The sequence below is a fragment of the Methylicorpusculum sp. genome, assembly GCF_030651835.1.
Taxonomy (GTDB): domain Bacteria; phylum Pseudomonadota; class Gammaproteobacteria; order Methylococcales; family Methylomonadaceae; genus Methylicorpusculum.
On sequence record NZ_JAUSBX010000137.1, the window covers coordinates 55600 to 67927 of the forward strand.

General features: G+C 50.9%; 11 protein-coding genes and 1 pseudogene. 9 read left to right on the plus strand and 3 right to left on the minus strand.

What is annotated here, in order from left to right; all coding sequences use genetic code 11:
- From Q7V32_RS17615 to Q7V32_RS17655, 9 genes and pseudogenes are all read left to right on the plus strand, one after another.
- The gene (locus Q7V32_RS17615; RefSeq protein ID WP_304898293.1) at nucleotides 1–1956 is read left to right on the plus strand and encodes a sigma 54-interacting transcriptional regulator; all 1956 of its coding nucleotides are present in this window, start codon (nucleotides 1–3) and stop codon (nucleotides 1954–1956) included.
- 176 nt (nucleotides 1957–2132) lie between these two features.
- Nucleotides 2133–2501 carry a putative quinol monooxygenase gene (locus tag Q7V32_RS17620; protein WP_304898294.1) on the plus strand — a complete coding sequence of 123 codons (369 nt, stop codon included), beginning with the start codon at nucleotides 2133–2135 and terminating at the stop codon, nucleotides 2499–2501.
- 67 nt (nucleotides 2502–2568) lie between these two features.
- Nucleotides 2569–3282: a DUF3313 domain-containing protein gene (locus tag Q7V32_RS17625; RefSeq protein ID WP_304898295.1), complete on the plus strand. Its 714-nt coding sequence runs from the start codon at nucleotides 2569–2571 to the stop codon at nucleotides 3280–3282.
- A gap of 18 nt (nucleotides 3283–3300) precedes the next feature.
- The gene (locus Q7V32_RS17630) at nucleotides 3301–4347 is read left to right on the plus strand and encodes a transporter (protein WP_304898296.1); all 1047 of its coding nucleotides are present in this window, start codon (nucleotides 3301–3303) and stop codon (nucleotides 4345–4347) included.
- Nucleotides 4348–4387: 40 nt separating this feature from the next.
- Nucleotides 4388–4858 carry a glycine zipper family protein gene (locus Q7V32_RS17635; protein ID WP_304898297.1) on the plus strand — a complete coding sequence of 157 codons (471 nt, stop codon included), beginning with the start codon at nucleotides 4388–4390 and terminating at the stop codon, nucleotides 4856–4858.
- Nucleotides 4859–4887: 29 nt separating this feature from the next.
- Entirely contained in the window at nucleotides 4888–7290 is a 2403-nt protein-coding gene (locus tag Q7V32_RS17640) for an arylsulfatase (protein ID WP_304898298.1), read from the plus strand.
- A gap of 96 nt (nucleotides 7291–7386) precedes the next feature.
- Nucleotides 7387–7743: a chalcone isomerase family protein gene (locus Q7V32_RS17645; protein WP_304898299.1), complete on the plus strand. Its 357-nt coding sequence runs from the start codon at nucleotides 7387–7389 to the stop codon at nucleotides 7741–7743.
- Nucleotides 7744–7759: 16 nt separating this feature from the next.
- Nucleotides 7760–7969, plus strand: a pseudogene (locus Q7V32_RS17650) (chalcone isomerase family protein); the annotation flags it as partial.
- 37 nt (nucleotides 7970–8006) lie between these two features.
- On the plus strand, nucleotides 8007–8807 hold the full coding sequence (locus tag Q7V32_RS17655; RefSeq protein ID WP_304898300.1) for a DUF3313 family protein: 801 nt from the start codon (nucleotides 8007–8009) through the stop codon (nucleotides 8805–8807).
- Nucleotides 8808–9477: 670 nt separating this feature from the next.
- Here the strand turns inward: Q7V32_RS17655 and Q7V32_RS17660 are convergent.
- From Q7V32_RS17660 to soxC, 3 genes are all read right to left on the minus strand, one after another.
- On the minus strand, nucleotides 9478–10284 hold the full coding sequence (locus Q7V32_RS17660; protein ID WP_304898301.1) for a response regulator: 807 nt from the start codon (nucleotides 10282–10284) through the stop codon (nucleotides 9478–9480).
- A gap of 122 nt (nucleotides 10285–10406) precedes the next feature.
- Nucleotides 10407–10937: a c-type cytochrome gene (locus tag Q7V32_RS17665; RefSeq protein WP_304898302.1), complete on the minus strand. Its 531-nt coding sequence runs from the start codon at nucleotides 10935–10937 to the stop codon at nucleotides 10407–10409.
- The gene (gene soxC / locus Q7V32_RS17670) at nucleotides 10924–12177 is read right to left on the minus strand and encodes a sulfite dehydrogenase (protein WP_304898303.1); all 1254 of its coding nucleotides are present in this window, start codon (nucleotides 12175–12177) and stop codon (nucleotides 10924–10926) included. Before soxC ends, Q7V32_RS17665 begins: the two co-directional genes overlap by 14 nt.
- Between the last annotated feature and the right edge of the window lie 151 nt (nucleotides 12178–12328).

Sequence of the window (12328 nt, forward strand, 5' to 3'; positions counted from 1 at the left end):
ATGGAAACTTTTACTAAAAATACGCTACTGACCGAGCTGGAAAATCGTCTGCGGTTTGAATCGCTGCTGACCGAAATTTCCGCTCATTTTGTCAATTTACCGACTGAAGAAATTGACGGCGTCATCAATGACAATCTAAGGAGCATTGCCGAAACGCTTGATCTTGATCGGGTCACGCTCGGTGAGGTAACGCCCGATGGCAAGGATGGCTTTGTTACCCACTGCTATCACAAGCCCTGCCTTCCTCCCAACGTAATCCAATCGGTCATGACTGAAGTGCCTCTAATCATGAAAACCCTGCTTGCAGGTGAGACAGTCATCGTTTGCAACGTGGAGGATTTGGATCCCGTCGACCGGGACAATTTTCTGCGCTGGGGAACGCGGGCCGATCTGATTTTTCCATTGATGACTGGCGGACATGTCCGTGGTGGCCTGGCATTTACATCAAGTTATGCAAGAGAGTGGCCCGATGCAATTGTCCGTAGGCTACGCTTGATAGCCGATGTGTTCGCCAATGTATTGGCCCGCAAGCGCGCCGATCAGGCCCTGAAAGAGAGCGAAGCGAAACTGCGCTTGGCGGCGGATGCCGCCCAGGTTGGCTTGTGGGTTTGGGATATCAAGGCCGACAACATTTGGGCGACTGACCGGGCACGCGATATTTATGGTGTATCAAACGATGAATCTGTCACCTTGCAACGTTTTCTGGACACGCTGGTGCCCGATGACTTGCCGCGCATCAAAGCAGCTATTCAACGAATACTGACGGAAGGTGGCGAATATCGGGAGGAATATCAGGTTCGCCGCCGTGATGGCCAAATTCGCTGGATTAACGCCGTCGGATATTGCGAACAGGACGTGGCAGGACAGCCGCAACGGATGATGGGAGCGGGATTCGACATTACCGAGCGCAAGCTGGCGACAGATCAGCTACGGCAGGCGATGGAAGAAATTCGCAGTTTGAAGGATAGACTGCAGCAGGAAAATGTCTATCTGCGCCACGAAGCGGGAGAACATCAAGGCTTAAGCCGTATTGTGAGTCGTAGTGCACTGATGCAACAAGCGCTGACCTTGGTTGAACAAGTGGCGCCGACGCAAGCGACCGTCCTCATTACCGGAGAAACCGGGACCGGAAAAGAGCTGTTGGCAACCGCCATTCATGAACTCAGTCCGCGCAGAGAAAGAACCATGATCCGAGTGAATTGCGCCGCCATTCCGACAGCGCTGATTGAGAGTGAACTGTTCGGACGGGAAAAGGGTGCTTATACCGGCGCCGTCGCTCGGCAACTTGGCCGTTTTGAACTGGCCAATGGTTCAACTTTCTTTCTCGATGAAATTGGCGAGTTACCTCTGGAAATGCAAGCCAAATTGCTCAGGGTGCTACAGGAAAAAGAGATTGAGCGCTTGGGTAATCCACGCCCCATCAAAGTGGATGTGCGTATCATCGCAGCCACTAATCGGGATTTACGTCAGGAAGTCGCCGCAGGCCGGTTTCGCGAAGATCTCTATTACCGTCTCAATGTGTTTCCCGTTCATTTGCCGCCATTACGCGAACGGCTGGAGGATTTGCCGCACATGATTGAATCATTTGTGCGGGAATTCGCTGAAACCATAGGAAAGCCCATTGAAACCATTGCCAAAGCAAGTATCAACGCTTTAATGCATTATCCATGGCCGGGCAATATTCGTGAGTTACGTAACGTCATAGAACGTGCTGTGATACTGGCTCACGGCCCTTCGCTTAGAATTGACTTGCCTGGTGTCACTGCCGCGACGTCTAATGCCGATGATTTCGGCATGGCTTCCCTGGCGGATAACGAACGCCAGCATATCACTCGTGTTCTGGAAGCAACCGGTTGGCGAATTCGTGGTTCGGCTGGCGCTGCGTCGATTCTCGGCGTGAAACCAACCACCCTGGAAAGCCGTATGGCTAAGCTGGGCATTACTCGTCCGACTTGAATTGAGTCCGCTATATCGGATGCGCCTCCGGTATTTCGTAGGATCACCCTGTTTTATCGTCTTCTCGCATTCTTGAGTTTTCAGTCCGTCTGATCATAACTTTTTGAATTACCGAGTCTTAACCATTTCCATCCGATGGTCTTCATGCGTGGCATGCAATCTGCAAAGCTTCATGCATGATTGAGTTCTATCTATCCATCCGCTTAGGTCGGCATGACAGGCGCTCGCTTTTAGACGCATTTGATTTTGTTGCGGCATGGGCGCGCGCAGAGCGTGGCTGTCTTGGCGTAGACCTATATTTTGCAGCCTCGGATTCCTGTCGTCTTTGTTATGTCGAGAGGTGGAAATCGGAAGATGAACTTCGATCTATGCTCCGATCGCGCCATTTCAGCCACCTGATTGCCTTGACTGAATTAGCATATGAATTTGTTGGCTGCGAATTCAAAGTCATTCACGAAATTCGTGGCCTTGAATTTGCCGCCGAAGTGCTAGGGGAGACCGCATTGCCTCAACTCGTTGAGCATGACGTGCGAAAAAATCTGTAATGGATGTCAGAAGCACATTACCAACCTATTGACCCAGAATAAGCGAATAGAAACAAGGAAAATCATTATGGCAAACCGAATTATTAACCAAATCCCTTATGCCTCCATGACGGCGTCTGTATTGGTTGCATTGCTGCTGACAGCCTGTACGGTTACCCAAAAAGCGCCTCTCGAACAATCCGAGATTCGTTGCGGACTACTGGCTAACGAATGCCACAAGCTTCAACCCGGCGGTAAGGATCAAGCCAGTTTTCGGTACATCAATCCTGCCGCGCAGTGGCGTCAATACAGCAAGGTGCTGATCGAGCCCGTCACTTTCTGGGGAGGCGAATCCACCTCAGTGTCCGCCGCCGATCAACAAGCGCTGCTGAATTATTTTTCCCAGCAACTTCGCGAGCAACTGGGCAAGAAATTCCAGATCGTTGAGCAACCCGGCCCAGGCGTCATGAAAATAACGGTGGCGATGACCGACGCCGAAGCGGCAACACCAGTACTGCGGAGTATTTCCATGTTTGTGCCGCAAGCGCACATGCTGAGTAATTTGAAATATCTGGCGACGGGAACTTTCCCGTTTGTTGGTGGCGCCCAAGGCGAAGCCAAAATTACCGACTCTGTGTCCGGCGCCTTGCTGTCGGCTGCGGCGGACAAACGTATTGGCGGCGGTAGCACAATGACCGGCATGCAATGGCAATGGGGTGATGCCGAACATGCCATCGATCAATGGTGTGAAATGCTCACGGAACGACTAACCTCGTGGACCGCCGGCACCGGCAAACCTTAAACCGGTTGAATAGCCATCATGAACGATAGTACAACACACTTGCGTCGAACGGCTCTGGCCGTGATGACACTCGGTTGGTCCATGTCCGGTATGGCTGGCGTGAGCCATTTTCTAGCCGGTATGATGAATATCCGGGATTTTCTGATGCCGGAAAAAGAAGGCGTCTATGCCGCGTTGTATCTGGGCAATTATTCGATGTCCGAGTTAACCGACCAGCACGGTAATGCCATCGACAGCGCTACGTTCCGGGCCAGCAAAAGTCTGGGACCGGGTATTCCGGCGGGTGCATCGATTACCGCCAATATTGACGCTAATGTCGATATGTATCTGCTTGCGCCTACGTTTGTCTGGAATACCGGTTATCAAATCCTAGGCGCCGATTTCGCCATGCTGATTTCGATACCGTTCGCCAACACCACGGTGGGTGCGTCGCTGGATACCATGACCAATATCAATCTGGCGAATCGGGCCGCATCGTTCAACAAGCAACTAGCGGTTGACGACAGCGCCTTCGATATATCGGATATTTTCGTGCAACCGTTGATGCTGGGCTGGCATGGCAAGCACTATGATGTATCCTCCGCCTATGGCTTTTACGCACCCACCGGCAAGTATGATGTCGATGATGTAGCCAACACCGGTCTGGGATTTTGGGGGCATCAATTCCAGCTGGCGGGAGCCTTCTATCCGTTTGAACATAAAGGCACTGCCCTGATGCTGGCCGGTACTTACGAAGTCAATCATGAAACCCAAGGCAAAGCGTTTACCCAGGGCGGGCACTTTACCTTGAACTGGGGCGTGAGCCAGTTTCTGCCGATTACGGATAACCTGCTGTTGGAAGTCGGCCCGGCCGGCTACAGCCAATGGCAGGTGCAGGACAATCATGGCGCCGATCAACCCAGTTTTTTGAATTCGCCCAATCAGGTGCATGCAGTGGGTGGACAAATTGGCCTGGCGATACCCAAGGCCGACACCCAATTTACCTTTCATTACTTGACCGAATACGAGGCTGAATCCCTTTTTCGCGGCGATTACGCCGGCTTTACCGCCGCTATCAAATTCTAGCCCCGATCATGTCAAGGTCCTCCAATGCAGAGAAAACACCATGAACAACCGATTCAATCTTATAAACGCCACGTCATTTGTCGCCGCATTCGGTTTCCTCGTCATATTGCCAGCCCAGGCTCAATTGATGATTTATCCCATGAAAGGCCAGAGCAATGAACAATTGTCTAAGGATCGATACGAATGCCATTTATGGGCGGTGCAACAATCCGGTTTCGACCCAACGGTTGCACAGACCACCCAGCAAGCTCCGCAATCCCAACAAGGTGGCCAAGTGCTTCGTGGCGGCGCTCGCGGCGCGGCGATGGGAGCCGCTGTCGGCGCCATCGCCGGTGATGCCGGCAAAGGCGCGGCTATTGGCGCAACAGCCGGTGGCATTCGCGGCGGTTTTAAACGTCTGGATCAAAACCATGCCACCGCAGCGCAAGCATCTCAAGCCGCTCCTGGGCAGGATGCCTATGATCACGCTATCAAGGCTTGCTTGGGTGGACGCAGTTATTCGGTGAACTAATCGACTGTCACGAACTACACATTATCATTATGAAAACGAAAGCAAATATTCTTCTGGCCTTAGGCGTTTTCGGCGCGATCATCGGCTCGGTGCAGGCTAAGCCTACGGCGGCAAAAACCGGCGATACCCTGGATCGTAGCGTGCTGCCCGTTGCCGAACCCAAGTCCAAAGCCCTGAAAGAAATCGACGTGCGTAAAGCCAAAGCTCCCGTGCGCTTTGAAGTCAAGGCACCCAAGGGCGCGCCGAATGTGGTGATCGTGCTGATCGACGACATGGGCTTTGGCCAACCCAGTACCTTCGGTGGTGGTGTGGCCATGCCGACTCTGGATCATCTGGCCAATACCGGCTTGCGCTATAACAATATGCACGTCACCGCCCTGTGTTCGCCGACCCGCGCAGCCTTGCTCACCGGGCGCAACCATCACACCAATAATACCGGCGCGGTGCAGGATATTGCCACCGCCTTTCCCGGCAATACCGGCATTCGCCCCAATAGTGTCGCACCGTTGGCCGAGATGCTGCGGCTGAATGGCTACAATACCGCCGCGTTTGGCAAATGGCATCTGACACCGCTGTGGGAAACCACCGCTTCCGGGCCGTTCGAGCGCTGGCCGACCGGCTCGGGTTTTGAAAAGTTTTACGGCTTTCTGGGCGGCGAAACCAATCATTGGTCGCCGTATATTTTTGACGGCACCGCGCGCGTCGAACTTCCGCACGACCCCGCCTACAACTTCATGACCGATATGACGGACCGTTCCATCGCCTGGGTACGCGCACAACAGTCATTGACGCCGGACAAACCATTCTTCGTGTACTTCGCACCAGGCGCCACGCATGCGCCACACCATGCCCCGCAAGCCTGGATTGATAAATACAAAGGCCAGTTCGATGCCGGCTGGGATAAATACCGGGAAGAAACTCTAGCCCGACAAATCCGCCTGGGCGTGGTACCGCCTGATACCAAGCTCGCGCCTAAACCGCCTGCAATCGCGAACTGGGAAACCTTAAGTGACGAGGAAAAACGCCTGTATGCGCGGCAGATGGAGGTCTTCGCAGGCTTTGCCGAATTTACCGATCACGAGGTTGGCCGGCTCGCCACCGCGCTGGAAGAACTGGGCGAGATGGACAACACAGTGTTCATTTATATCGCCGGCGATAACGGTGCCAGCGCCGAAGGCGGCATGGCCGGCATGTTCAACGAAATGCTGGCCTTTAATGGCATGCCCGCCAACGTGGCCGAACAGATGCCGTTCATCGATAAGTGGGGCGGCCCGGAATCTTACCCGCATTTCGCCGCAGGTTGGGCGGTGGCCGGTAACGCCCCGTTTGCCTGGTCTAAGCAGGTAGCAGCCGATTACGGCGGCACCAAGAACGGTATGGTGGTGCACTGGCCAAAAGGCATTCGCGCCAACGGCGAGCTGCGTTCGCAGTGGCATCATGTGGTCGACATTGCCCCGACCGTGCTGGAAATCGCCGGTCTACCGGCGCCGAAAACGGTCAATGGCACGCCGCAAAAGCCGTTTGAAGGCACCAGTCTGGCTTACACCTTTAACGATGCCAAAGCCGCCAATCGACATCACACCCAGTATTTCGAAATATTGGGTAATCGTGCGCTGTATCACGACGGCTGGCTGGCACGAACCATACACCGAGCCCCTTGGGAGAGACAGCCACGAGCACCCTTCGCCGAGGATAAATGGGAGTTGTTCGATACTCGTAGCGATTTCAGTCTAGCCAATGACTTGGCGGCGCGACAGCCTGCCAAACTGAAAACCATGCAGGCGCTGTTTCTGCAGGAGGCGGTGAAATACAACGTATTGCCACTGGATGATCGCACGCTGGAACGCTTCGTACCCGCGTTAGCTGGGCGCCCGGACCTGATGGCGGGGCGGCATTCGCTAACCTTGTATGAGGGCATGACCGGCATCATGGAAAACGCCTTTATTGATGTTAAAAACCGGTCACTGACTGTAACAGCCGAGGTCGAAATTCCGCAAAATGGAGCCAATGGGGTGATTCTTGCCCAGGGTGGTCGCTTTGGCGGCTGGGCACTGTATATGAAAGAGGGTAAGCCGGCTTATTCCTATAATCTGGCTGGCATGCAGCGCACCACTATCGCGGCAGCGCAGCCTTTGGCCGCAGGTAAAGCCAGCATCGTGCTGAACTTTGCTTATGACGGCGGTGGCCCCGGCAAGGGCGGTATGGCTACGCTGACGGTGAACGGTGAAAAAGCCGCAGAGGGCCGCATCGAACGCACCACGCCGTTCGTCTTCTCATTGGACGAAGGCGCCGATGTGGGCAGGGATGAAGATACCCCGGTCAGCGAAGAGTACAAACAAGGCGACAATCGCTTTAATGGCAAGATCGTCAAAGTGACGGTAGAGACTAAAGCCAATCCGCCTGTTCAAGCAGCTGTTGTTAGCAAGCAGTAGCTGGCACTTTGCAATACCGGATTTTTAACTCGTAAGAACAGCAAAGAATCCACACACCATGAAACACAACTTTTCCACTTTATTTTAAGAGAATCTATGAAAATCACTATGACGAAGGCTCTGAGCCTTACAGCCGTATTGCTGATATTGGCCGTTGTAATATTGGATAGCACTGCGTTGGCCGGCGAACTGGCCGGGGCTAAACTACCCGACACGCTCAAGGCCGGCGATAAAACCTTGCGGTTAAACGGGTTAGGCCTGAGGAAAAAGGCCATTATCAAAGTTTATGTGGGCGGACTCTACCTCGAATCGCCTTCAAAGGATGCCGCTGCGATCCTGGCGTCCGATCAAAGTAAGGCGATTACCCTGTTTTTCTTACGCGACCTGACTAAGGCGCAACTCGCGGAGGCTTTCGGCTTTCCAGGAAAGTTTCGAGGAGAATGCGGCGGATAAGGCAGGACAGAAAGCAGCTTTCGACAAAATGCTTAGGCTGCTTCCCTATGTGAAGGAAGGTCAAACGCTGACTTTCACCTACCTGCCGGAAAAAGGCACCATGCTACAAGCCGGAAATAAGGAATTGGGCGCCTTCGAAGGTAAGGGCTTCGCAGACGCAGTCTTCTCGATCTGGCTGGGCCCTAAGCCGCCTTCAGAGGACCTAAAGCAAGGGTTATTGGGTTAATGAGTACTGTCGAATTTTTTAAGTTTGGAGGAAACAAGTGAGAACTTATCATCAAAAAAAAATTGTAACTATAGCGGCTTGGGCGCTGCCATTTTGCATTGTAGGCTTACTGTCGTCAGGTTGTTCCACTGTCAATCAAGGCAGCAACGTCCTCAAGGAAGAAATGGTCCAGCCTGCGGCGGATGCCGGTTTTATCGAACATCCGGAACGGCAGTCCAGACCGGCGGATTTGCCTTTCCAAAAAGTGTGGATCAAGCCGGGATTCGACATGAAAGCTTACCAGAATCTGGTGGTGGCGCCGGTCAACACCCAATACGTGCTGGAGCTGGACTGGATGCATAAACTCAGCTCGGCCAACGTGCTGGGCGACGTCAAAAAGGATACCGCCGAGCTGGCCGAATATTTCCACCATCAAGTGGTAAAACACTTTAAAGAAGATCCGTTGCACCGTTTTCAGATCATTGAACACCCACAGCAAAATCTGACTTCCGCACTACGCTTGGAATTGGCCTTGATCGAAGTCAATCCGTCGCAATCCATGCTGCATGCGCTGAGCTGGGCCGGCCCTCCGGGTACGGGCACTGCGGTGGGCCTGGTCAACAAGCGCGCCGCCGCTTTTGAAGGACGCTTGCGCGACCTGAAAACCGGTGAAGTGGTAGCCACCTTTGCCGATCGCGACAGCCAGGATGCCGGCCCCATCGACCTGACCCGGCTGACTTGGTACGGACCGGCCAAAGGCATCATGGAACGCTGGGCGCAACAGTTTGTGCAAATTGCCAACCGTAAACCAGGTGAGGTGATTGTCGACCCCACTGCGTTTACCTTGCGCCCTTTTTAATCTAGCTAGCTATTTCTTTCGCGCCAATTTGGACTGGATCTAAAGCATGAAGTGGCTTAAGTATAGTTTTTTTAGGCGTTATTATTGATCCTGACGGCCATAGTAGGCGTGAGTCTTTGACTATGGCTTGACAGGGCATGGCATGGTTCTTCTTATTCCACATCCTCAGTCACAAAGATCATGTCTGTCAGCCTCCTCATGTTCTTTCTGAAACGCAGGTCCGAATCGCCTGCGACAGGCGGATGGCTACAAGATTATCAGGTCTTGTAATTACCCTTAGTAAATAGTTTGAATGTCCGTTTCATGCCTAATTCCTGTCACAACTTTTGTTTGAATCTATGTCAGCTCAGGGTCGATTTTGATCCTTCAATACTGAAAGAGCGGGTCTCGGCTATAAGTCGCCCTTAACCTCATCAAATTCAATGACCACGAATGTGCCTGTTCCTGACTTCAGCTTTAACTAAAAAACCAGCTTCATGACAAAATCCTCAAAACTCCACCTTGTTCTGCTTATATTCCAGACGGTAAGGTCCCAGAGGTATGGTTTTCATAGGTTTGTTCGGCGACTACTTTCTCGGTTGTTCCAGTCAAGTTTATTCAGATCATGTTGCCATTTAACAAAGCCAAACTTTTTTTTATGATCTGAAAGAAGTGTTATTTTACCAAAAAACTAATGCTGCTCCAGCAATCTAAACAACATTTCCCGGATATTCATCGGCTCAAAAGGCTTGTCGCAAATGGCCGAGACACCGGCCTGCTGAACCCTGCTCAACCTTTTTTCGTTGGCTTCACTGGTGACCATCAAAATGGGCACAAAACGATTATCCAGGGTATCCCTGATTGATTTAATCAACGCTTCGCCATCCATTTCGGGCATATTGTAATCAGTGACGATCAAATCAAAAGATTCATTGTTATCGGAAAATATCTGCAATGCTTCCTTTCCATTTCTTGCAGTCGATACATTATTAATGCCCATATTGTTTAAAATTCGCGTGATGTGTTTAAGCGACATGATGCTGTCATCTACAACCAGTACTCGAATATTTTCTATGTCGTATGAATCAAGATGTATCTCTTCAGGCTCGACCAGTTCAATAGTCGCGCGTAAAGCCCGCTTTAAATCCGAATGACTGAAGGGTTTTGGCAAGATGGCTACTACACCGGATTGCCTGATGGGTTCCAGCGCCGTTAAATTGGTTTCGCTGGAAATGAGCATGCAGACTGTGTTCTCAAATTGAGGCGAACTTTTTATCGATGAAAAAAGCTCGGTTGCCGTCATGTCAGGAAGATACATGCTGCTGATGATCAAATCGGGTTGATAATTTTCAAGCAGTGCTATCGCTTGTTCACCGGATGAGACGCCTTGAATATTAACGACACCCTCTTCATGAAGATGATTAAGTATGATTTTTAACTGGGTAACCGAAGGTTCTATCAGAACAATCGACAAGTCAGATATTGAGAGATAAGTCATAAAGGTACTTGATCAATGAATTAATAAAATCGCAACAAAACAGCTTCTAACACAATTAATGCGGTGTAATTGATTAACGGGTAAGCCCACGTTCTTTCCAAGCAAAAATCAGGTTGGCTGAATTAATGACTTTGCCCTTCATATACATCAATAAAGCCCTTATTGTTTGGCATGATAATCCGCGGAAGGGTTTTCGCACTTATTTCATCCTCACTTTTGATAATCCGGTTAATGTAAAGAAGATAAGCGGTTACCGCATATAACTGATTATTAGTTAAAGAACCGGGCGCCGATAAAGGCATGGAACGCCTTATAAAATCAAACAAAGTCGTTGCGTAAGGCCAGTAAGTTCCAATGGTTTTATCGGGTGGATTATCAGTTAAGCCGTGCATTGCACCGGCTAATTCTTCTGCGCTGCCCCCTTCCCCTTTGAGTCCATGACAGGTTTCACAATGCTGACTGTAAATTGCCTCTCCCTGCGTTGCATTGCCTTGACCTTCCGGCAACCCCTCTCCATCAGGAAATACGTCATAGCTCCATTGTTTAATTAAATCACTAGAAGCTATTTGTCCCCGGTCAGGACTGCTCTGAGCAATTCCAGTCAGAGACCAGCAAATTATAAAAAAGAATAGCAGAGTTTTACGCATAGACATGACTGACACTCCCATCATCCGCAATCGCCCAACTGACAATGGCATTATAGTGAAAATAGCCCTGCTGTCCTTTTGCCTGGATAAGCTCATACCGCTCAGGCTGCTGATTACCTCGGTCATCAATTGCACGGCTTTTTAATACCGCCTTTTTTCCATCCCACTGCCAAGGAATGCGAAAACGGGTGAAACATTTAGATAAAACCGGTTCCTGCAATTGCGCATCCGCCCAACTTTTTCCCCCATCTGCCGATACTTCGACTTTAACGATTTTGCCATGACCACTCCAGGCCAGACCGGTAATCTGATACAAGCCGGGGTTATCAAGTTGCTGTCCATAGGATGGACGGGTAATCAGGGACTTGACACCCATTACAAAACTGAATTGCTCTGCCATGCCGTTGGGTAACAATTCGGTGTATTTCGCTGTTTCATTTCTTGCCATGACCGGTCTGTTAGTCAAACGTAACCGACGCAGCCATTTGACATTCAACACACCTTCCCATCCCGGCACCAATAAACGAACCGGATAACCATTCTCCGGCCTGATTCGCTCACCGTTTTGATAAAAAGCCAAGAGGCAATCATCCAGCACTTTTTCCAACGGCAAACTGATATTCATCATGGAGGCATCGGCGCCTTCGGCTATTACCCATTTTGCTCTGCCTTTGATACCGGCTTCGTTGAACAGCATCTTGACAGGAATGCCGGTCCATTCGCTGCATGAGGCCATGCCATGAAAATAGCCCGCTTCAGTTTGCATGGGTTCACTGTGCCAACCTGCATTGCTGTTACCGCCACATTCAATAAAACAATAACGGCTGGTCATTGGATAACGTAATAAATCCTCAATTCTGAAAACCAATGCCCGATTGACCAAGCCATGAATCAATAAATGGTGATATTGGGGGTCAATATCCGGCACGCCGTTATGGTGCCGTTCAAAATGTAAGCCATTAGGCGTTATCATCCCTTCCAAAGCATGTAGAGGTGTCCAAGAAACCCCATTTCCCGGAGCTGCGGCATTGCCCATCGTCCAGCGTATGACTTTGTTTTCGTAATTGGAAGGCTTGCCGTAATTTGATAATGCCCGTCCTGGTCTTGTCATGGCATCGCTGCGCACTTCTTCGGCCATCACTGAGGGAGCTAACCATGCGATACTGGAAAAAGTGAGTCCTTTTTTAAGAAACAAACGTCTATCCAACAGTCCACCACCGGCGATGGGTTTCAATTCATCATGCATAAGCCTGGCATCCTCTCAAGTTTGTTGAACTTTTAGCGGTAAAGCGGCTAATGGTCCGTCTTACCGCTAAAAGAGTGTGAACATTATGTCCAGTAGATTCGATAGCTGTTCCGATTGATTACCTTAAAAGCCCTCTTCTCGCTATAGGAAA

Excerpts from the sequence above, each read along its gene's own strand:
- Q7V32_RS17640 (WP_304898298.1), top strand. The coding sequence starts at position 4,888 with ATGAAAACGAAAGCAAATATTCTTCTGGCCTTAGGCGTTTTCGGCGCG.
- Q7V32_RS17645 (WP_304898299.1), top strand. The coding sequence starts at position 7,387 with ATGAAAATCACTATGACGAAGGCTCTGAGCCTTACAGCCGTATTGCTG.
- Q7V32_RS17625 (WP_304898295.1), top strand. The coding sequence starts at position 2,569 with ATGGCAAACCGAATTATTAACCAAATCCCTTATGCCTCCATGACGGCG.
- soxC (WP_304898303.1), bottom strand. The coding sequence starts at position 12,177 with ATGCATGATGAATTGAAACCCATCGCCGGTGGTGGACTGTTGGATAGA.
- Q7V32_RS17620 (WP_304898294.1), top strand. The coding sequence starts at position 2,133 with ATGATTGAGTTCTATCTATCCATCCGCTTAGGTCGGCATGACAGGCGC.
- Q7V32_RS17665 (WP_304898302.1), bottom strand. The coding sequence starts at position 10,937 with ATGTCTATGCGTAAAACTCTGCTATTCTTTTTTATAATTTGCTGGTCT.
- Q7V32_RS17630 (WP_304898296.1), top strand. The coding sequence starts at position 3,301 with ATGAACGATAGTACAACACACTTGCGTCGAACGGCTCTGGCCGTGATG.
- Q7V32_RS17660 (WP_304898301.1), bottom strand. The coding sequence starts at position 10,284 with ATGACTTATCTCTCAATATCTGACTTGTCGATTGTTCTGATAGAACCT.
- Q7V32_RS17615 (WP_304898293.1), top strand. The coding sequence starts at position 1 with ATGGAAACTTTTACTAAAAATACGCTACTGACCGAGCTGGAAAATCGT.
- Q7V32_RS17635 (WP_304898297.1), top strand. The coding sequence starts at position 4,388 with ATGAACAACCGATTCAATCTTATAAACGCCACGTCATTTGTCGCCGCA.